This window comes from Alistipes timonensis JC136, from assembly GCF_900107675.1.
Taxonomy (GTDB): Bacteria; Bacteroidota; Bacteroidia; order Bacteroidales; family Rikenellaceae; genus Alistipes; species Alistipes timonensis.
In genome coordinates this window covers 44,774-65,364 of record NZ_FNRI01000007.1, presented here as the reverse complement: position 1 = coordinate 65,364, position 20,591 = coordinate 44,774, and the positions used below count along the sequence as shown (strand labels likewise).

The 20,591-nt window shown below is 62.5% G+C and carries 16 protein-coding genes; 3 read left to right on the top strand and 13 right to left on the bottom strand.

Annotation, left to right across the window (positions count from 1 at the left end; all coding sequences use genetic code 11):
* Nucleotides 1-26: 26 nt before the first annotated feature.
* On the bottom strand, nt 27-1,121 hold the full coding sequence (pdxA, locus tag BLU78_RS10485) for a 4-hydroxythreonine-4-phosphate dehydrogenase PdxA (protein ID WP_010265241.1): 1,095 nt from the start codon (nt 1,119-1,121) through the stop codon (nt 27-29).
* Between the two features lie 368 nt (nt 1,122-1,489).
* Between pdxA and BLU78_RS10480 the strand changes: the two genes are divergently transcribed.
* Entirely contained in the window at nt 1,490-1,828 is a 339-nt protein-coding gene (locus tag BLU78_RS10480; RefSeq protein ID WP_010265238.1) for a hypothetical protein, read from the top strand.
* 105 nt (nt 1,829-1,933) lie between these two features.
* Here BLU78_RS10480 and BLU78_RS10475 read toward each other — a convergent pair whose 3' ends face one another.
* The 12 genes from BLU78_RS10475 to BLU78_RS10420 all read right to left on the bottom strand — a co-directional run bounded on the left by BLU78_RS10475 (nt 1,934) and on the right by BLU78_RS10420 (nt 16,994).
* On the bottom strand, nt 1,934-2,689 hold the full coding sequence (locus BLU78_RS10475) for an RNA methyltransferase (protein ID WP_010265235.1): 756 nt from the start codon (nt 2,687-2,689) through the stop codon (nt 1,934-1,936).
* On the bottom strand, nt 2,686-3,609 hold the full coding sequence (locus tag BLU78_RS10470) for a ribonuclease Z (protein WP_026020815.1): 924 nt from the start codon (nt 3,607-3,609) through the stop codon (nt 2,686-2,688). The genes BLU78_RS10475 and BLU78_RS10470 overlap by 4 nt, the downstream gene beginning before the upstream one ends.
* Nucleotides 3,606-4,529: a thioredoxin-disulfide reductase gene (gene trxB / locus BLU78_RS10465; protein ID WP_010265228.1), complete on the bottom strand. Its 924-nt coding sequence runs from the start codon at nt 4,527-4,529 to the stop codon at nt 3,606-3,608. The genes BLU78_RS10470 and trxB overlap by 4 nt, the downstream gene beginning before the upstream one ends.
* Nucleotides 4,530-4,571: 42 nt before the next feature.
* The gene (locus tag BLU78_RS10460) at nt 4,572-5,579 is read right to left on the bottom strand and encodes a WG repeat-containing protein (protein ID WP_010265224.1); all 1,008 of its coding nucleotides are present in this window, start codon (nt 5,577-5,579) and stop codon (nt 4,572-4,574) included.
* Nucleotides 5,580-5,581: 2 nt separating this feature from the next.
* Nucleotides 5,582-6,439, bottom strand: coding sequence for a hypothetical protein (locus BLU78_RS10455; protein WP_010265223.1), 858 nt, complete (start codon nt 6,437-6,439; stop codon nt 5,582-5,584).
* A gap of 8 nt (nt 6,440-6,447) precedes the next feature.
* Nucleotides 6,448-8,178, bottom strand: coding sequence for a DUF4954 family protein (locus BLU78_RS10450; protein WP_010265220.1), 1,731 nt, complete (start codon nt 8,176-8,178; stop codon nt 6,448-6,450).
* Nucleotides 8,179-8,218: 40 nt separating this feature from the next.
* The gene (locus BLU78_RS10445; RefSeq protein ID WP_010265218.1) at nt 8,219-9,397 is read right to left on the bottom strand and encodes a WG repeat-containing protein; all 1,179 of its coding nucleotides are present in this window, start codon (nt 9,395-9,397) and stop codon (nt 8,219-8,221) included.
* A 182-nt stretch (nt 9,398-9,579) separates the two neighbouring features.
* Nucleotides 9,580-10,122 carry an FKBP-type peptidyl-prolyl cis-trans isomerase gene (locus BLU78_RS10440; protein WP_010265216.1) on the bottom strand — a complete coding sequence of 181 codons (543 nt, stop codon included), beginning with the start codon at nt 10,120-10,122 and terminating at the stop codon, nt 9,580-9,582.
* Nucleotides 10,123-10,127: 5 nt separating this feature from the next.
* Nucleotides 10,128-10,412 (bottom strand): hypothetical protein, encoded by a 285-nt coding sequence (locus BLU78_RS10435; RefSeq protein WP_010265214.1) that lies wholly within the window; start codon nt 10,410-10,412, stop codon nt 10,128-10,130.
* The gene (gene gcvP, locus BLU78_RS10430) at nt 10,409-13,234 is read right to left on the bottom strand and encodes an aminomethyl-transferring glycine dehydrogenase (RefSeq protein WP_010265211.1); all 2,826 of its coding nucleotides are present in this window, start codon (nt 13,232-13,234) and stop codon (nt 10,409-10,411) included. The genes BLU78_RS10435 and gcvP overlap by 4 nt, the downstream gene beginning before the upstream one ends.
* A 181-nt stretch (nt 13,235-13,415) precedes the next feature.
* Entirely contained in the window at nt 13,416-14,972 is a 1,557-nt protein-coding gene (locus BLU78_RS10425; RefSeq protein WP_231290948.1) for a YccF domain-containing protein, read from the bottom strand.
* Nucleotides 14,973-15,323: 351 nt separating this feature from the next.
* Nucleotides 15,324-16,994: a nucleoside kinase gene (locus BLU78_RS10420; RefSeq protein ID WP_010265203.1), complete on the bottom strand. Its 1,671-nt coding sequence runs from the start codon at nt 16,992-16,994 to the stop codon at nt 15,324-15,326.
* A gap of 69 nt (nt 16,995-17,063) precedes the next feature.
* On the opposite strand from BLU78_RS10420, the gene BLU78_RS10415 reads away from it, so the two are divergent.
* Nucleotides 17,064-18,506: a bifunctional metallophosphatase/5'-nucleotidase gene (locus tag BLU78_RS10415; protein ID WP_010265201.1), complete on the top strand. Its 1,443-nt coding sequence runs from the start codon at nt 17,064-17,066 to the stop codon at nt 18,504-18,506.
* Between the two features lie 137 nt (nt 18,507-18,643).
* Nucleotides 18,644-20,479, top strand: a complete 1,836-nt coding sequence (gene rpsA, locus BLU78_RS10410; RefSeq protein WP_010265200.1) for a 30S ribosomal protein S1 — start codon at nt 18,644-18,646, stop codon at nt 20,477-20,479.
* Nucleotides 20,480-20,591 lie beyond the last annotated feature (112 nt).

Here is a 20,591-nt window from a genome sequence, read left to right as displayed (position 1 = left end):
CGCTTCCGGGGTGCCCGGTGTTTCGTTTAATCCTCTTTTTCGGTTTGCGGCAGGTCGCGGACCGACACGTCGCGGCCGCCGCGTTCGCGCTCGGCATGCTGCAGCGGGTTGCGCGTCCACTCGGCCCATGCGCGGCGGTGCTCCACGATGTCGATGGCCGTGTAGATCGCGTTGCGCATCGACTGCGGGTCGGCTTTGTCCTTCCCGGCGATGTCGAACGCCGTGCCGTGGTCGGGCGAGGTGCGCACGGCCGAAAGTCCTGCCGTGAAGTTCACCCCGTCGGGCGAGAGCGTTTTGAACGGCGCGAGCCCCTGGTCGTGGTACATCGCGAGGATGCCGTCGTATTTGGCATATCCGCCGCCGGCGAAAAGCCCGTCGGCCGCAAAGGGTCCGAAGGCCAGCACGCCCTTGCCGAACGCCTCGACGATGGCCGGTTTGATGATCTCCTGCTCCTCGCGGCCCAGCAGTCCGCCGTCGCCGGCGTGGGGATTGAGGGCCATCACGGCGATCCGCGGCTCGACGATCCCGAAGTCCTCGATGAGCGAGCGGCGCAGCGTGTGCAGGTCTTTGACAATCCGCTCTTTGGTGATGCTGCGGGCGATCTCCGAAACGGGGATGTGCTTGGTGACCAGACCCACGCGCAGCACGTCGCTGCACATAATCATCATCGCTTCGCCCCCGAGTTCGGCGGCCAGGTATTCGGTGTGTCCCGTGTAGCGGAAATCGTCGGCCTGCACGGTCTCCTTGTCGAAGGGGGCCGTGACGACGGCGTCGAGATGCCCCTCCTTCAGGTCGCGCATGGCGGCCGACAGCGCCTCCACGGCGGCACGGCCCGCATCGGCGGACGCTTTGCCCGGCACGATCTCGGCCCCCTCGCCGCAGGCCGCGAGGTTGACCTTTCCGCGGCGGGCCTCGGTGGCCGAAGCCACGGGGTTGAAGGAGATGGGTTCGATCTCCGCGATGGTATTTCGGTAATAGGCGGCGGCTTTGGGCGAACCGTAGACGACGGGGGTGAAGAGCTCCGTCATGCGCGGGTCGGCGAGCGCTTTGAGGATGACCTCCCAGCCGATGCCGTTCGTGTCGCCCTGCGTGATGCCTATTCTTAGTTTGTGTTCCGGCATAATCAATTTTGTTTCAACTTACAAAGTTATAAAATATTCAGAATACACAATGCCTGTAACCCGATTAAAATGTTTTTTGCGTCGCATTACGTCCGCAGGTGCGATTTTTTATTATCTTTGTTGTAGCGGCCTGTGAGGACCGCTGCTATTTTTCGGATAAAAGCGCATCGGCTTTTTTCTTACCGTCGGAAATTGGACACTTTCGCGTAACGTAAGGAGTAAAGGTTGATGCTCTCGCTGTTTTTCGGCGTGGGCATTTGCCGCATTCTACGTTACGGGTCGTCCAATACCTCGACGGTGGAGCTGCATCTCTGCCCGCGCTTTTTTTCCGGTAACGAGTTGCGAAAATGAGAAAAAGCGAGCGGAAAATGTCGAAATGCAATGCTGAATTCGTTGAAACAATCTTCGGGCTGATGTTCGAGACGTTCTGGATGGCTCCTTATGACCCGCGCAGGAGCGATCCGGTGATGGCCTGCTTCGAACGGCGGGCGCGCTACGCATCGGCGTTGCTGGGCAAGACCAAATTAGCCTCGGCCACCGAGGCGCAGTTGTATGAATTGAGAAAGGCGGTCGCCGACCTGGAGGAGTCCGTGCAATGGATAGGCGGAAGCGGATTGTTCCCGCGGGCGGATTGTACCGAAGCGCTGGAACGGGTCCGCAGGATTCGGGGCGTGTTGGCGGAGCGCCGCGGAGTTGCGGCAAAATAACCGCGGCGCGCAAGGGCCGGGATATCGCTGACGATAAAAACCGAACGGGCAAAGCTCCGGCAATAGATTACCGGCCGCCTTACCCGTTCGGTTTTGGCCTTCGGCCTAATACCCGGCCTTTGCGCTCGTCTGCCGCCGGAATTCCGAGCAGATGATTCCCGTCGCCATGGCGACGTTCAGCGATTCCGACCCCCGGCGGCCGGCCGGCCAGGGCGGAATGAAAAGTTTGCGGGTGACCGTGCGCGCCACCGCTTCCGTGACGCCGCGGCCCTCGTTGCCCATCACGACGATACCCTCCGGCGTGAGTTCCGTCCGGTAAATATTCTCCCCTTCCAGAAAGGTTCCGTAAACGGGGATTCCCTGCGCGGCGGCCGTTGCAAGGCATGCGGCGAGTTCCGTGTAGTGGACCCTCACGCGGAGGATGGCCCCCATCGTGGCCTGCACGACCTTGGGGTTGAAACAGTCGGCCGAGCCCGGCGAGCAGACGATGTCCGTGATGCCGAACCAGTCGGCCAGCCGGATGATCGTCCCCAGGTTGCCGGGGTTCTGCACGTCGTCCAGCGCCAGCGTCAGCCGCCCTTTCAGCGACTCCGTATCCAGTTCGTAACGGGGTGTTTCGACCAGCGCCAGCGAGTTGCCGGCGGTTTTCAGCAGCGAGAGGCGCTCCATGTCGCGCGGAGCGACGGTCTCGACCTCCGGGCCTTCGAAAACCCCTTCCAGGGCAAACAGTTTGCGCACCCGCAGGTGCGAGGCGCGCAGTTCGCCGATGAGCTTTTCGCCCTCGGCGACGAACAGTCCGTGTTCGGTGCGGCCGCGTTTGTCGGCCAGCGCGCGGACGAGTTGTATTTCGGCTTTGGTCATCGTTCTTTTTCGATGCTGTAAGTGGTTCCTTCGGTGGCGGGATAGCTTTCGGGGAAGATCGTGCGCGCCTCGTCGACCAGTTGTGCCTCGTCCTTGTAACGCGACGAATAGTGGCCGATCACGAGCCGCCGGGCGCCCGCTTTCAGGGCCGCTTTCGCGGCGTCGGCCGTCGTCGAATGTCCCCGGTCTTTGGCGGCCCGCTGCTCCGCGGCGGCGTAGGTCGCCTCGTGGTACATCAGGTCGACCCCTTTGCAGAGCCCTGCGGCTTTGGCCGAGTAGTTCGTGTCCGAGAGGTAGGCATACGAACGCGGCGCATAGGGACGGTAGGTCAGTTCGGCGTTGGGAATCACCTCGCCCGATTCGAGCGTGACCGCCTCGCCCCGCTTGGCGGCGGTGATCTGCGCGATCGAGAGTCCGTATTTGGCGATTTTGAACTTCTCGACGTTCAGCGGCGGCTCTTTCTCCCGGAACAGGAACCCGGCGCACGGCACGCGGTGGCGCAGCGGGATGCTCCACACCTCGAGCGTGCGGTTCTCCATCAGCAATGCGTGTTTGGTGGTGTCTACCTCGGTCCACGCCACGGTGTAGGGCAGTTCGCTGTCGAAATAGCGGAGGTGGCAGGCCAGTATCTCTCCGAACGGCGCCGGGGCGAAGATCCGCAGCGGGGTCTTGCGGCCGTAGAGCGCCAGCGTCGAGATGAGCGGGAACAATCCGAAGACGTGGTCGCCGTGGAGGTGCGAAATGAACACGGCGCGGATTTTCAGCGGATTGACGCCGTAGCGGACCAGTTGTTGCTGCACGCCCTCGCCCGCATCCACGAGATAATATTGTTCGTGGATGTCGACCGCCTGTGCCGACGGATGCCGGCTCACGGTGGGCTTCGCGGAGGAAGAGCCTAATATGGTGACCCTGAAGCTCACCTCAGCAGAAACCGTTCGCAATCCAGGGCTGCGATACATCCCGACGCTGCCGCCGTGATGGCCTGGCGGTAGTGGGGATCGCGGACGTCGCCGGCGGCGAAGACTCCCTCGACGCTGGTTTTCGACGTGCCCGGTTCGACTTTGATATATCCTTCGGCATCGAGCGCCAGCTGGTCGCTGAAAAGCTCCGTGTTGGGGTGGTGGCCGATCGCCAGGAAGAATCCCGCGATGTCGATCTTTACCTCCGTGCCGTCGTTCCGGCGCAGCAGGGCCCCTGTGACGCCCGATTCGTCGCCCAGCACCTCGGCGGTGTTGTGCTCGAACAGTACCTCGATGTTGGGGGTGTTGAACACCCGCTGCTGCATCGCTTTCGAAGCGCGCAGGTGGGGCTTTCTGACAATCATGTAGACGCGCTTGCATAACGACGCCAGGTACGACGCCTCCTCGCAGGCCGTGTCGCCGCCGCCGACAACCGCCACCTCCTTCTTGCGGTAGAAGAACCCGTCGCAGGTGGCGCAAGCGCTGACGCCCTGGCCGCGGAACTTGGTTTCGGAGGGGAGTCCGAGGTATTTGGCCGAGGCTCCCGTGGCAATGATGAGCGTCTCGGCTTTGATCTCCCGGGTGCCGTCCACGACCACGTGGAACGGGCGCGATGCGAGGTCCACGCGCGTGATGGTTCCCGTGCGGATGTCGGCGCCGAAGCGCTCGGCCTGCCTGCGCATCTGGGCCATCAGGTCGGGGCCCGTGACGCCGTCGGGATGTCCCGGGAAATTCTCGACGTCGGTCGTCGTCGTGAGCTGTCCGCCCGGCTCGATGCCTTCGTACAGCACCGGGGCGAGGTTGGCGCGCGAGGTATAAATGGCTGCGGTGTACCCTGCGGGGCCGCTGCCGATGATCAGTACTTTTACTGTTTCTTCCATATCGCTTGTTGTTTTTGCATGGTCTCTGAACAGCCGTCCGCCTTATCGCACGGCGACCGGGACGGGTTCGGTTATGCTGGTTTCTTCATTATTCGTACCGAATTCCGTCAGCCGTTGCCCCAGGTAGTCGAATTCGGCCCAGCGGCCGTTTTGCCGCACCCGGACGATGCTTTCGGTCGGACTGTAATCCACGATCTCGTATTCGGGCGGGATGACGTAGTTCCCGTTCCGGTCGATCAGCCCCATGCCGCCGGGCGTCTCGACCTCGGCGCGTCCTTCGCGGAAGTCGCCCGCCCAGGTGAAGCGCGACGCGATGACGGGGTTGTTGTCCGTGTCCACGAATCCGAATCCGCCTTCGTCTTCGACGCAGACGAGCCCTTCGAATACGTGGCTGGTCCAGCGGTGCCCGGTCAGGCGGCGCTGCGGGATGTAGTCGGCCGCGACGTCCGAGACCTGCATCGGGCCGCCCGCCTCGCGGACCTGCCGCCGCAGGGTTTCGAATGCCCCGGCGTCGCTGTCGGGCGTGCCGAAATTGGCGTCGTGGTAGCGCAGGGGGATGAACCGGCTGCCGATCCAGCGCAGGTTGTCCGCCCGGAGGTTGTTGTGCGAGAAACCCAGCTCCCGCAGGGCGGACTGGAGCGCGTCGAGCCCTTCGAGCAGCCGTCCGGCGGGTTCCGTCAGCAGCGCTTCGGCGAAACTGCGGCCCGCGGGCAGGTGTTGGAGCACCAGGTCGCAGGTCTGCGGATGTTCCTCGGCGTCCACCCAGAGGAGCTCGCCCCGCAGGAGGCGGTATTCGGCGAGCCACTCCGTGTTGAGGCGTCCGGCCTGCGATGCCGTCCGCTCGACGGAGGCCAGCGCCGCGGGAGAGAGCGGCAGCGAAAGCAGCCACCGCCGGCCGCGCCAGGCGATTTCGGCTTCGGCGAAACGCGTCGTGCGCGTCAGTTGCGGAATGCCGCCCGCTTCCGTCACGGGACGGGCGTCGGTGAGCGTTGCGAAGGCGATTTCGGGCGTCTGGAGCGCCTGTATGAAGGTGTGGAGGGAGGGTGTCATAGTCATTCGGTTTTTACGCTGATGGAACCGATGTTGAGCATCGTGATAAGCTGTTCGGCCGAGGCGTTGTAGCTCATGCCCCGGAACGGCGGCAGGGCTCCGGGGCCCTTGGCTTCGCGGATCGCTTCGTTGAACACCTCGGGCATGGGGCTCGAACAGTCGTAGAGCACCGCGGCGTAACGGTTGGGGTAGCCGGCCTCCTCCTCCGAGGGGAAGAAGACCGTCCGCGGGGTGTCGCCCGCGGCGATGTGGATGTTCACGAGCAGCACGTTGCCGTCGGCCGTGCGCAGCGCTTTGATCTGCTCGGCCACGGCGCAGAGTTCGCTGTTGTCGCAGTCGGTGGCCTCGCCGTCGGTGATGTTGAAGACGATGGGCGGGAAACTCTCCGCATGGGCCGGGTCGGCGCACCACGCCGCGGCGATGTCGCGCACGCGGCGCAGCGCTTCGCACATCGGGGTCTGCCCGGCGGCCTCGGGCTCCACCCACGCCGGGGTCGAGATTTCGCGCAGGGCGTTGCTGCCGTCGGGAAGCCGGTACTCCACGATTTCGGTCTTCAGCGGCGGCTCTCCGGCGGCCAGTTCCGCCACGGAGATCACCTCCCGTCCGCCCGGAAGCAGGGAGTAGACTTCGTCGTCGCCCGAATAGCCCAGTACGGCGATGTCGTAGTAATCGCGGACGCCGTCGCTGCGGCGCGCCCGCTCGATCAGCTCGAACAGCATGCCGTTGGTGATCGTGGCCACGGCGTCGGCCTTGGTCATCAGCCGTCCGCGGAAGCGGATTTTCTCGGCCATCGACCCCGAGCCGTCGATGACGAAGATGAAAGCCGTGCGGTGGGTGCGTGTGATGCTCTGTATGTACATAGTTCGAATTATTTCAGTCCGCGGACCGTGTAATAGTCCTCGCGCCGGTCGTCGTCGTTGTCGCAGTCGAGGCCGTAGCTGACGGCCATGTCGAGCGAGCAGTCGCGGTCGCGGTCGGCGTCGGTGGTGCGGCGCATCGCTTCGTGGGCGTTGCGGCCTGCGGCGACGGCGTCGTCCAGCTCCCCGGCCGTCGGCGTGTGGCCCAGCATCGAGGCGTAGACCTGCACGGCCCAGCTGTGGGCGTAGTCGTCGTAGTGGACGGCGAAGACCCGGAAGCGGTTGTCCACGGCCGCAGGCGTCGTGAGCTCGCCGCGGTCCACGGCGTCGAGGATCGCCGCGACCTCGCGGCGGGTGATGTACTGTCCGGCCAGGTCGAGCCAGCGGCCGCTGCCGTCGTAGTGCGGGTCGAAGCCGCCTTTGCCGAGCATCGCCCCCAACGCCGCCACGATGGCCTTGTTGTAGAGCTTCAGTCCGCGGCGCAGTGCCGTGGCGCGGATGATGGCCTTGTTGTATGTGTATACCTGGGCGTCGGGGTCGCGCTCTTCGAGTTCGTGGAGGATGTTCACGGCCTCGAGCATGGCGCCTGCGACATAGGGGTTGTACTCTTCGAAGTTGATGATGTCGCGGCAGACCGTGCGGCGGTCGCGGGAGGGCCATTTCTCGATGTCGCGCACGGCGCCGAAGCTGGTGAGGTTGGCGCCCGGCATCAGGTGGGAGTGCCCCTCTTTCTCGATCAGGTACGAGTAGGGGAACGCCGAGGTGTCGTGGTGGTAGGAGTGGTGCCCCATGACCATCGTGAAGGCCCCTTCGAGGGCCGGCGACATGATGTAGGCGCTCGAGGCGAACTTGCAGCCCCTCAGGTGCACCGCTTGGTGCACGGCGCCGCTTTTGAAAAGGTGGTTGCTCTGGTTCGAGCCGCTCCCGGCGTTGAAGAACGAGAACATGCCGGCGATGAGCAGCGACGATTTGTGGTGCGAGACGGTGTAGGGGCCTGCGAAGATCGAGGCGGCCTCGCCGTTCTCGCAGTGCGAATTGGCGAAGAAGAGCGATTCGGCCGCCGTGAAGCCTTTGTCCAGCCGGCAGCTCTCGCCGACGAAGCAGCGTTCGACGATCGAGCCGTTGCCGATGACGGCGCATTCGGCGGCGATGGTGTCGTAGGCTTTGACATCGACGCCGATGCGGACTCCGTCGCAGAGGGTGGCGTTTTCGAGGATCGACGCGCCGTCGATCTCCACGTCGTTGCCGATGCGGACCTCGCGGATGAAGCGCGCGCCGACGATGCGGCACCCGCGGCCCACTTCGCCCATCTCCGACGAACGTTCCCCGGCATATTCGTCGACCATCTTTTCAAGCGCCGCAATGGTCTTCCGCCGGTGGCGGTAGACGGCCATTATGTAGGCGACCTGCGCCGACATCGCGTCGAATATTTTTACCGTACGGCCGCCGCATTCGTTCATCGTGGCGACGCCCGTGCCGTTGCCGAAGGCCGAGCGGCGGCGGCATTCGAGCGCCGTGACGCCCTCGACGAGCGACGCTTCGCCGATGCGGTAGTTGGCCACCCGCGAACGGATGATGCGGGCGCCCCGGGCGATTTCGACGCACCCTTCCAGGTGGCTCTGGTGCAGTTGGAACGGTTCGAAATCGGGAGCGACCAGCACTTTTGTCCAATCTTCGGCCGAATTGCCGAGGGATTCGAGTGCGGCGACCTCCGCGGGGGTCAATTTCCGGAATGATGTCATTAGCCTGAGGAGTTTTGAATGCAAATATAGCGATTTGCGTCTAAATAGCAAACTCGTTTTCCGCAACGGGGCGCTCGTTTCCTGCGCGGTCGATTCCGATTCGGCAGCCGTTGCGCACGACTTGCGCCCGGCCGTTGCGGAAGGGTTTCACGGCTTCGCACTCCGGGAAACTCAGGCAGGTCCGGCCCGTGGTGTCGATGTAGTGCCACGTGCCGCCGAGCAGGACGGCGGCCAGCCCTTCGGTGAAGTCGAAGCCGCTGTCGTAGAGCGGCGGAATGACGATCCGCTGCGGCGTGCGGTAGCCCCAGCGGCCGTTTTCGACGAACAGTTCCGGCGTGCTTTCGTCGGTCGCAGGTTGTTGTTCGCCGGCCTGCCGGACCGCTTCGCGCAGCAGCTCCGCAAGTCCGAAAAGTTGCAGCGACGGGGCGCAGAGCAGTTGCGCCACACGGTATTGCACGGCCCTGCCGCGGCGTTCGAACAGGGCGAGGGCTTCGCGGTAGGCCGGGTCGCCGGGAATCTTCCGGGGCGAGAACAGCAGGCCGTCGGTGGTGCCGTAGCGGTCCCAGAACGTCGGGTCCTCGGCCAGTGCGTGCAGGCCCGTGGAGATCAGGGCTGCGGGGTAGTCGTCGAGCCGTTCGTTGAAATCCGCCGCCGTGCGCGCCGGATGCTGGTAGGCCGCCGTGCCCAGTTCGGGGCTCGCCTCTCCGGCGAAGGCGGGCAGAAATGTGGCGTCGAAGTCGATCGGATGCAGTTTCCGGTCCCGGCCGACGATGATGTTCGCGGGTTTCAGGTCGCCGTGGGCGCAGTCGTCGGCGATCATGCCGGCGGCCAGGGCGTCGAACGACTCCGCAAGGCTCCGGAGCTTTGCCGTGTCGCGTGCGAGAGTCGCTTCGGCGGCCGCTTCGTGCAGGGTCACGCCCTCGATCCAGTCGCCCAGAACCGCGTCGACCCAGACGCCCGTTTCCGACGAGGTGTAGAGGAAAAGTTCTTTTTCCAGCAGTTTGTCGCCGTAAATCTCCCGCAGGTGGCGCATTTTGCGCAGGTAGCAGCGCAGCGAACGGATGCACCCGTTGCGGCGGATGCGGAAGACGACGGCCGAATTGCCGACGCTGTAACGGGGCCGGCCCCGTTCGTCCAGGCATAGCTCCACCTCGCCCAGCGTGCGTGTCAGGCCGCGGGAGTCGGAGAGGGTGAGCAGGTATTGACGAAGGGTAAACACGTCGCGCGGATCGGATTTTAGCGTCGTCCGGCCTGTCGGAGACGGCGCAAGTTACGAAAAAATCCGATAACGAAGCCGGGCCCCTCGGGTCCGGCTTCGTTATCGGTGGTGCTTGTTCAGTTGGGAGCAGGAAAGCATTCCGGCTTTCGGTTGCACCCTAAAACAGGCGTTACGCCTGCGTCTTACGCCTGGCAGTTGCAGTGTCCGTCGTGGTCGCCGCAGCCTTCGCCGCACCCGTCCCCGCATTCGCCGCACGAGCAGCCGCCCTGCAGGTCCTCGGGCGTCACGTCGCGCACCGAAACCACGTCTACCTCGAAGTTGAGCGTCTTGCCCGCCATCGGGTGGTTGAAGTCCATCTTCACGGTCGTGTCGCCGACCTCCCGGACGATACCCATCATGCGGTTGCCCTGGGCGTCGCTCATCGGGACCTGGCTGCCGACGAAGAGGATATCCTCGGCCAGTTTGCCGTCCACCATGAATATATCTTTCGGCAGGTCGACGACTGCCTCGGCGATGATCTCACCGTAGCCGTCCTTGGGCTCGAGGGTGAACGCGACCGATTCGCCGATCTCCTTGCCCAGAAGAGCCTCCTCGAATTTGGGGAGCAGCATGCCCGTCCCGACGATGAATTCGAGCGGCTGGCCCGGACGCGACTGGTCTGCGATCTGTCCGTCGACGGTGAGCTTGTAGTCTACGCCGACCATTTTGTTCTGTTCTACTTTCATGCTAACTAAATGTGTATTAAATTGTTGTATCTTATCTTGCTCTTGGCCGCCGTTCTCGCCGCCTGCGGCGTCGTTTGCATATCTGACCCCACCCCAAACCCCTCCCTCGGGAGGGGCTTACGATGCAAAGCATGCTTCGTTTCGTTGAAACGACGACGGGATAAGTATGCAAAGATACGTTCTTCACGACGAGTTGCCAAATAATCGCATGAAATAATTGTGCCGCAGCGAATAAAAACGGCGGCGATGTCGATGTCGCCGCCGTTTTTCATGCCGGATATTGCCGTCATTCGCAGTTGCGGCAGCAGAGGTTGCGGTCGCCGTAGCCGTTGTCGATCTTCGACACGTAGGGGAAGAATTTCGACTCGCCGATCCACCGGAGCGGGAACGCCGCCTGCTCGCGCGAGTAGGGGTGCGTCCACTCCCCGGCCAGCTCGCGGGCCGTGTGGGGTGCGTTCGCCACCACGTTGTCCGCTTCGCCGGCGGCAGCCTCGCATTCGCGTTTGATCTGCACCAGCGCCTCGATGAAGCGGTCCATCTCCTCCTTGGGCTCCGATTCGGTCGGCTCGACCATCAGCGTTTCGTGCACGGGGAACGAGAGCGTCGGGGCGTGGAAACCGTAATCCATCAGGCGGTGGGCGATGTCTCCGCAGTCGATGTTGTAGTCCTTTTTGAAATGCGTCAGGTCGAGGATCATCTCGTGGCCCACGCGGCCCGTCTCGCCCGAATAGTAGGTGCGGTATTCCGAAGCCAGCGCCGCCGACATGTAGTTGGCGTTGACGATGGCCATTTCGGTGGCTTTGCGCAGTCCGTCGGCCCCCAGCATTTTGATGTATCCGTAGGTGATCGGCAGGAGCAGCGCCGAACCCCACGGGGCCGAAGAGACCGCCGTGATGCCCTCGTCGCCGCCCGTGGCTACGATGGGATGCGAGGGCAGGAACGCCCTGAGATGCTCCGCGACGCAGATCGGGCCGACGCCCGGACCGCCGCCGCCGTGGGGCATGGCGAACGTCTTGTGCAGGTTGAGGTGGCAGACGTCGGCCCCGATGTAGCCGGGATTCGTCAGTCCCACCTGCGCGTTCATGTTGGCGCCGTCCATGTAGACCTGTCCGCCCGCATCGTGAACGGCGTCCACGATCTCGCGGATGCGGCTTTCGAAGACGCCGTGCGTCGAGGGATAAGTCACCATCAGGCCGCACAGCTCCGAGGAGTACTCCTTGGCCTTGGCCTCGAGATCGGCCACGTCGATGTTGCCGTTGGCGTCGCATGCCACCGTCACGATCTTCATGCCCGCCATCGCGGCCGACGCCGGGTTGGTGCCGTGGGCCGAGGCCGGGATCAGCACCACGTTGCGGTAGCCCTGGCCGCGGCTCTGGTGGTAGGCGCGGATCACCATCAGTCCCGAGTACTCGCCTGCGGCGCCCGAGTTGGGTTGCAGCGAGCAGGCCGCGAAGCCGGTGATCGTCGCCAGGTCCTTTTCCAGCTCCGCGATGAGCTGCAGGTAGCCCTCGGCCTGGTCCGCCGGGGCGAAGGGGTGCATGTTCTGGAAGCCCGCCAGCGACAACGGCTGCATGAGCGCCGCGGCGTTGAGCTTCATGGTGCAGGACCCTAAAGAGATCATCGAGTTGGCCAGCGAGATGTCCCTCAGTTCCAGCTTTTTGATGTAGCGCATCAGGGCGCTTTCCGAACGGTAGGCGTTGAAGACCGGCTCCTGAAGGTAGCCCGACTTCCGCCGCAGGTCGGCCGGGATGCAGCTTTCGGTGACGGCCTTTACCGCCTTGGCTTTCTTGCCTTTGGCCGCGGCGAAGATGCCCGCGACGGTCTCGATCTCCGCCGGGGTGGTCACCTCGTCGAACGACATGCGCACCGAACCCTCGGAGGGGTAGTAGAAGTTGATGCCCTGCTCGAGGGCCAGCGATTGCACGACGGCGGCTTCGGCTTCGACTTCGAGCGTGTCGAAGAACTCCTTCGACGTGAGGCGGTAATCCATCGCCTCCAGCGCGCGGGCTACCGTCGCGGCGGCGAAATGGGCCGTCTCGGCGGCGCGGCGCAGCCCCTCGGGGCCGTTGTAGACGCAGTAGAAGCCCGTCATCGAGGCCATCAGCGCCGAGGCGGTGCAGATGTTCGACGTGGCGCGTTCGCGTTTGATGTGCTGTTCGCGCATTTGCAGCGCCATGCGCAGGGCCTTGTTGCCCAGGCGGTCGACCGAAACGCCGATGATGCGGCCCGGCATGTTGCGTTTGTAGGCTTCGCGCGTGGTCATGTAACCCGCGGCGGGACCGCCGAAGCCCATCGGCGTACCGAGGCGCTGCGCCGAACCCACGGCGATGTCGGCGCCCCACTCCCCGGGGGCTTTCAGCAGGGCCAGCGACAGCAGGTCGGCAGCGGCCGTGACGAGCACGCCCCGGGCGTGCGCCGCGGCGGTGAAGTCGGCATAGTCGCGCACCGAGCCGTCGGCGGCCGGATATTGTACGATGGCGCCGAACTCCCGGCCCGTAAATTCGTATTCGTCGTAGTTGTCGACGATCAGTTCGATCCCGAACGGTTCGCTGCGCGTCAGCAGCACGTCGAGCGTCTGCGGGAAAATGTTGCGGTCGACGAAGAGCTGGTTGCGGCCCTCCTTGACGGCCTCGCGCGACCGCAGCGAAAACATCATGCTCATGGCTTCGGCGGCGGCGGTGCCCTCGTCGAGCAGCGAGCAGTTGCCGATCTCCATGCCCGTGAGCGAGATCACGGCGGTTTGGAAATTGAGCAGCGCCTCGAGGCGGCCCTGCGAGATTTCGGCCTGATAGGGCGTGTAGGAGGTGTACCACGCGGGATTTTCGAAAACGTTGCGCGCCACGGCGGCCGGAACGGCCGAGGGGTAATAGCCCATGCCGATGAACGAACGCAGGGGGTGGTTGCGGTCGGCCAGCTCGCGGATGTGGGCGGCGAATTCATATTCGCTCATCCCCTCGGCGGGCAGGGCCAGCGGTTTTTTGAGACGGATGGACTGCGGAATGACCTGCGCGATGAGCTCGTCGGTCGATTTCACGCCGATCACGTCGAGCATGGCTTTCAGGTCTTTTTCGTTGCTGACGCCGATATGGCGTTCGGAAAACTTGTCGAACATACGAATATGGAGGGATTAAGTTACGATATTTTAGCTTTCGGGGGCTTTATTCGTACAAATGTAAGACAAACGGAGCGGACGTACAAAAAAATCCGCCGAAAAAAGTTTCGGCGGAAAAAGATGCGTGGCTTCGCGTCGGAAGGTCAGTGCTGAAAACTATTGCACCGGAGCTGTCCGGGAATCAATACGACTTGATCCATAGCGCATTTTTTACGTACGGTTTTGAACGCACGTCGTATTCCGTACAGTTATGGGTTTCCCAGGAAGTTGCCTCCATATTGCAAAACCACACGATGCCGTTTCTGCGTCCGCTGAGCCAGTAGCTTCCTTCGATGCAATCGCCGTGTGCTTGTTTCAGCGTAAGATTCAGAGTTTTGAGCAGGCGATATATTTCTTTCATCTCGTCCATAGAGGGAAGATTCCCTTCTCTGTTTGCTGTAGACCAAGGCATAGAACGGCCTTGTTTTAACCGGATATACTGGCCGTGCGTACCGTTCGCGGTGAAAACGACGCCTTTTACGCCGTCTTTTTCATAAAGTTCGCCGGGTTTGTAGTATCCCGCTTCCCGGCGTTCCCGGTCCGCTTTGCGCTGCGCTTCTGCCTGCTGTTGCCGTTCGGCAGCCAGACGCTCTGCTTCTTTGCGCCGTTTCTCCGCCGCAATTCGTTCCGCTTCGGCCTGTTTCTGTTCGGCGATGCGCTGCTCCTCGGCGCGCCGTTCCTCGGCAATGCGCCGTTCTTCGGCTGCGATGCGCTCTTGTTCCAATCGCACCTGCTCTTTGCGGTAATTATGATACTTGATGCCGGCGCCGACCAGAATCAGAACGGCCAAGGCTGCAAAGAGATACGGCCGGTTTTTCTTCCACAGGGCGGTCCGCCGTTCCGCCGCCGCCTTCTCCTCCTGCTCGCGCCGAAGACGGAGCTTCTCCTCCTCTTTCGCCTGCTCTTCACGCCATACGCGACGCCGTTCGTTCTGTTCCAGCGTGCAGGCGTAGATCAGCTCCTCGGCGTAGAGCTGCGGACTGGCGAGCACCTCGTGCAATTTGTCGTTGTCCATCGCCCGGACCTGCGCCGTGAACTCCGCGCTCCGGCTGCGGATCTCCAGCTCCCGGCGGCACTCTTCGACCAGCGAGGCCCGGTACATCGCGGCGTCGGAGACGATTTCGTGCAGTTTTTCGTCGTCGTACTGCCGCACCTCGGGCATCGGGGGAAGCGTTTCGCCGGGGTCCTCCGTGAAATGACGCTCTGCCGAATGCGGCTCCGGCTCTCCGGTTTCGCCTTTGTAGCGCCGGACGGTGTCGCCGGCCTTGATGCGCGCGATTTCGTCGGCCACGGCCTTCGGAACGCAAATCTTGTCGACGGGCATGAAGATCGCGGGCAGAGCCTTGAACCAGACGATGCCGCACGGAATGCCGATGATGCTCAGAAACTCCCCGATCATGGCGAACAGCGCTCCTGCGGCGGCGATCAGTCCGAAAGGGAAATAGAGAATCGTGATGACGGTCGAAAAGGCCGCGGCGGCCGTGCTGCGCTCTTCGGGCCGCACCAGGTCGAGTTCCTTACGGGTGACCAGCGCCGACGAAAAGGGCGTGAGCAGAAACCGTGCGATCTGGAAAAATCCGAGCCCCACGGGATAGAGCACCACCGTGCAGCACAGAATCGCACCGAACAACGCGTAAAAAAACGCGAACAGGAATCCGAAGAATGGAAAATGCCAGAGAATGTTCAAACAACCGTTCATATTCATTTGATTTAAGGGTTAGTCTTTCACGGGCATACGAAAAAAAGGCGTGAGCAGATTTTCCGAATCCACTCACGAGGTATTAGGCGACCCACCAAGTAGAATTACAGATAAATGCTCACGCTGAAAAACAGCGAGAGCACCAACCTTAATCTCTTACTTGGTTACGAAAGTGCCTAATTTTCGTGAGTAAGATAAAAGCCGATGCGCTTTTTTATCGTTCGTATGCCGGCGGCCCTCACAGACCGCACGTCGCAAAGATAGGAAAATCAATCAGAATTCGTGCAGCGATCCGGATAAAAAAAATCGGGCCCCGGCGAACAATCGTGCCGGGGCCCGTTCCGTGCGGGGTCAGTACTTAAAGCTGCTGCCGCCGATGAACTCGCGCAGGATCGACGTGGGCGGGATTTCGTCGGGCGGGATGGGGATGAAGTTGTCGAGGAATTTGAGCATCCGCCGCGCCTCGTCGTACTCGGGAACCGTGTCGGGGACTTCGCGCAGGATCTTCTCGGCGAAGGGCCGCAGCACCGAAATCTCGTAGAACAGCGACGAATTGAGCATCACGTCGGCGTTCTCCTGGTAGGGGAAGATGTGTTTCTCCTCCCCGCGGCGCACCGAGGCCCAGCGCGAGAGCGTCGAGAGCGCGTCGGCGCCCCGCTGGCGGTAGTCGCGCGTCAGGCGGCGCAGCAGGCGGTTGTCCGTGGTGGCGATGCGCGAGAGGTTGTCCATCGCCACCGACGTGAAGCACGAGATGTAGATGCGGAACTTCTGCGAGTCGGGGATCGAGGGCGTCAGCCGCGGGTTCAGGCCGTGGATGCCCTCGATGATGAGGATCGAACGCTCGTCGAGCGTCAGCGGGTTGTCGTGCTGCATGCGGCGGCCCGTGATGAAGTCGTAGCGCGGGATGTCGACGCTCTCGCCGCGGATCAGCCGGCGCAGGTGGTCGTTGAACAGTTCGAGGTCGATGGCTTCGAGCGCTTCGTAGTCGTAGTCGCCGTTCTCGTCGAGCGGAGTCTTCTCGCGGTCGACGAAGTAGTCGTCGAGCGAGATCATCACCGGGCGCAGTCCCAGCACGCCGAGTTCGATGCCCAGCCGCTTGGCCGAGGTGGTCTTGCCGCTCGACGACGGGCCCGAGATGAGCACCATGCGGATGCCGCGGCTGACGACGGCGTCGTGGATGGTGTCGGCGACCCAGGCGAACTTGCGTTCGTGGAACGCCTCGGCCAGTTTGATCATGCCTCCGGCGTCGCCCGCGAGGGTGCGGGCGTTGACCTCCCCGATCGTCGGAACGCCCATCAGCGTGACCCACGACTGGTACTCCTGGAAGATGCCGAACATCTTCTCCTGCTGGACGTTCCTGTGGAGCGTGTCGGGAGCCGTGCGCAGCGGCAGGGCGAGGTAGAAGCCGTCGTAGTAGGGCTGGATGTCGAAGAGCGTGACGTAACCCGTCGAGGGGGCCAGCGAACCGTAGAAGTAACCCACCGTGTCGTCGAGCGTGTAGAGCTGGCTGTAAAGCCGCGGTCGGGTGTCCAGCAGCGCCACCTTGTCGGTGAAACCCTCCTCGGCATAGCGGGCGCGCACCTCGCTCGTGAGCATCCGCTCGCGGGTGATGGGCAGGTTGCGCATGGCCAGTTCGCGCATGCGTCCCTGCAGCCGCGCGGCATCGTCGGCGGTGAATTCGTCGATGCCCTCGATCTCGCAGTAGAAGCCGCTGTGCCCCAGCGAGTGACGGATGTGGAGCGTCTGCCCGGGGTAGAGGTCCCGGACCGCTTTTTGCAGCAGGAACCACGCGGTGCGCTGGTAGACCCGGATGCCGGCGAACGAGGTGATGTCGACGAAGCGGATCGTGACGGGGGCGTATATCTTGTAGCTGAGCTCTTTGAGGCGGTTGTTGACGAACGCGGCGAGGAACGGATAGCGTCCGGGCGTCAGGCGTTTGGCGACCTCCGACAGCGGGGTTCCCATCGGGACGTCGACCTCGGTGCCGAGGTTTTCACAGATGACTTTGATGATGTCTGGCATAATGGATTTTCACAAATAATGGTAGGTAAAGATAGGAAAAATTTGTACTTTTGACAAATCTTCGTCCAAATGAAAAACAGTGTCGACTATATGAAAAGAATGTTTCGAACGCTGCTGATCGTCGTTGCGGCGGTCGCTGCGGCCTGCGCTCCCCGCGAGCGGACCCTCGTCGTGCTGTCGACGAACGACATGCACGCCAAGATTCAGCGCTTTCCGCAGTTGGCTGCGGCAGTCGGGGCGTGCCGCGATACGGCGCAGCTGGTGGTGCTGGTCGATGCCGGCGACCGCTGGACCGGCAACGCCTATGTGGACATGGCCGCCACGCCCGGAATGCCGATGATCGCCCTGATGAACCGGCTGGGCTACGACGTGGCGACGCTCGGCAACCACGAGTTCGACCACGGGCAGGCGTTTCTGGGACGTATGATCGACAGCATGGATTTCGAGGTCGTTTGCGCCAACGTCGTGAGCGACACCTGCACCTTTCCGCAGCTGCCGCCCTATGTCGTGATCGAGGAGGACGGCGTTCGCATCGGGTTCGTCGGCGTGGTGACCAACTACGAGGGGCCCGGGCATCCTGCGGGCAACGCCGCGAGCTTCGAAGGGCTGGAGTTTCCCGACCCGCAGCGGATGGCGATGAAGTATGCCGCCGAACTGCGGCCGAAGGTGGACGTGTTGGTGTTGGTGTCGCACATGGGCGACGACCGCGACGAGGAGCTGCTCGGAAAGGAGACGCTGTTCGACGCGGTGATCGGCGGACACACCCACGTACTGCGCGACACGGTGGTCAACGGCACGCTGTTGACCCAGACCGGGAAGAACCTGGCCAATGTGGGCGTTACGGTGATAAAGCTCCGCGGAAAGAAGGTTGTGGACATCGATTGCCGGATCGTGCCGCTGGACGGTTATGCGCCCGACGCCGCTTATCAGGCCGAGGTGGACCGCTACTATGCCGATCCGCAACTGAACAAACCCGTGGGCGAGTTCGCCGGGACGGCCGATAAATGGGGCTTGGCCAACTGGATGGCCGGGGCGGTGGCCGACGAGACGGATGCCGACATCGGATTCTACCACATCGGCGGCGTGCGCCTCGACTCGATCCCGGCGGGGGGCGTGGGCCTGGCGAAAATCTACGACCTGGAGCCGTTCGGCACCGAGATCGCCGTGATGCGGATGACGCCCGCCGACATGCGGCGCATGATCGTTTCGAAATACAACGACGAGGAGAACCGCAAGGAGGCCCGCCGCATCGACCTGATCTCGACGACGCCTTATGTCATCGTGACCGACGCGCAGGACAACGCGCTCGACGTGCGTTTCCCGAAGCTGCGCGAGGGCAGTTCCTACAAGGTGGCCGTCAGCGACTACGTTTACAGGAATTACAAAGACCTGAACTATACCGACGGCGGGATCACCGGCATCCGGGTGGCCGACGTGCTGCTGGAGGAACTGGAGGACGACAGTCCGCTGACGCCCGACAACAAGCCCCGGCAGGCGGTCCGCCGGAAATAAACGGCTGATTTTTTGCAGATTCGCTGAAAAGCACTACCTTTGTAGCCCCCGCGCGTGCGTACATGATGCGTAAGCGGGGGCTATAATTTTCAATATTAACCAATTAACGAGCGATTGTATCGCACAAGTTTCCACACATGGAAGAAGTAAAAAACGTAGTCGCAAACGAGAATTTCGACTGGAATGCGTTTGAGAACGACCTGGGCGTTTACGACCAGGACAAGACCCAGATCACCGAGGCTTACGACAAGACGCTGTCGAACGTCAACGTCGGCGAAGTGGTCGAAGGTACCGTAACCGCCGTCACCAAGCGTGAAGTTCTGGTAAACATCGGCTACAAGAGCGAGGGTGTCATCTCCATTTCGGAGTTCCGCTACAACCCCGACCTGAAGGTAGGCGACAAGATCGAAGTCTATGTCGATTCGGCCGAGGACAAGAACGGACAGCTGGCCCTTTCGCACAAGAAAGCCCGTCAGCTCAAGAGCTGGGATCGTGTCAACGAGGCGCTGGAGAAGGACGAGATCATCAAAGGTTACATCAAATGCCGCACGAAGGGCGGTATGATCGTCGACGTGTTCGGCATCGAGGCGTTCCTGCCCGGCTCGCAGATCGACGTGAAGCCCATCCGCGACTACGATGTATATGTAGACAAGACCATGGAGTTCAAGGTCGTGAAGATCAACCAGGAGTTCCGCAACGTGGTCGTTTCGCACAAGGCGCTCATCGAGGCCGAGCTCGAAGCTCAGAAGCAGGTCATCATGTCCAAGCTGGAGAAGGGCCAGATCCTCGAGGGTACCGTCAAGAACATCACCTCCTACGGCGTGTTCGTCGACCTGGGCGGCGTGGACGGTCTGATCCACATCACCGACCTCTCGTGGGGCCGCGTGAACCATCCGGAGGAGATCGTGGCGCTCGATCAGAAGATCAACGTCGTGATCCTCGACTTCGACGAGGCCAAGAAGCGCATCGCACTGGGTCTGAAGCAGCTCACCCCGCATCCGTGGGAGGCGCTCGACCAGAACCTCAAGGTCGGCGACAAGGTCAAGGGCCGCGTGGTCGTCATGGCCGATTACGGTGCGTTCGTGGAGATCGCTGCCGGCGTAGAGGGTCTGATCCACGTATCGGAGATGTCGTGGAGCCAGCACTTGCGTTCGGCTCAGGAGTTCATGAAGGTCGGCGACGAGGTCGAGGCCGTCATCCTGACCCTCGACCGCGACGAGCGCAAGATGTCGCTGGGCATCAAACAGCTCACGCCCGATCCCTGGGAGAATATCGAGACCAAGTATCCCGTAGGTACGAAGACCACCGCCAAGGTGCGCAACTTCACGAACTTCGGCGTGTTCGTCGAGATCGAGGAGGGCATTGACGGCCTGATCCATATTTCGGACCTCAGCTGGACCAAGAAGGTGAAGCATCCCGGCGAATTCACGTCGGTAGGCGCCGATATCGAGGTCGTGGTGCTGGAGATCGACAAGGAGAACCGCCGTCTGTCGCTGGGCCACAAGCAGCTCGAGGAGAACCCCTGGAACGAGTTCGAGAACCAGTATTCCGTGGACAGCGTTCACGAGGGTACGATCACCGAGCTGACCGACAAGGGCGCCGTAGTCGCTCTGGGCGAGAACATCGAGGGCTTCTGCCCCGCACGCCAGCTGGTGAAAGAGGACGGCACGACGCCGAAGGTGGGCGACAAGCTCGACTTCAAGGTGATCGAGTTCTCGAAGGCCACCAAGCGCATCACCCTCTCGCACCTGCGCACCTACGACGAAGCTCGTAAGGAGGCGTTCGCTGCCGAGAAGGCTGAGAAGCGCGCTGCCGCCGACGCTACGAAGTCGACCGTGAAGAAGATCAACGCTTCGGTCGAGAAGACGACGCTGGGCGACATCGCCGGTCTGGCCGCTCTGAAGAGCGCCATGGAGGCTGCCGAGGCCAAGTCGGCCAAGAAAGCCGCTGACAAGAAAGAGGACGAGGAGTAATCCCCGTATCCGGGGCGGGGAGGGTGCAACTTCCCGTATCCCGATAACCGGACACCCGCACTGTCATAGTGCGGGTGTTTTTTTGGTCCTCAGGCAATAAATAGGTATATTT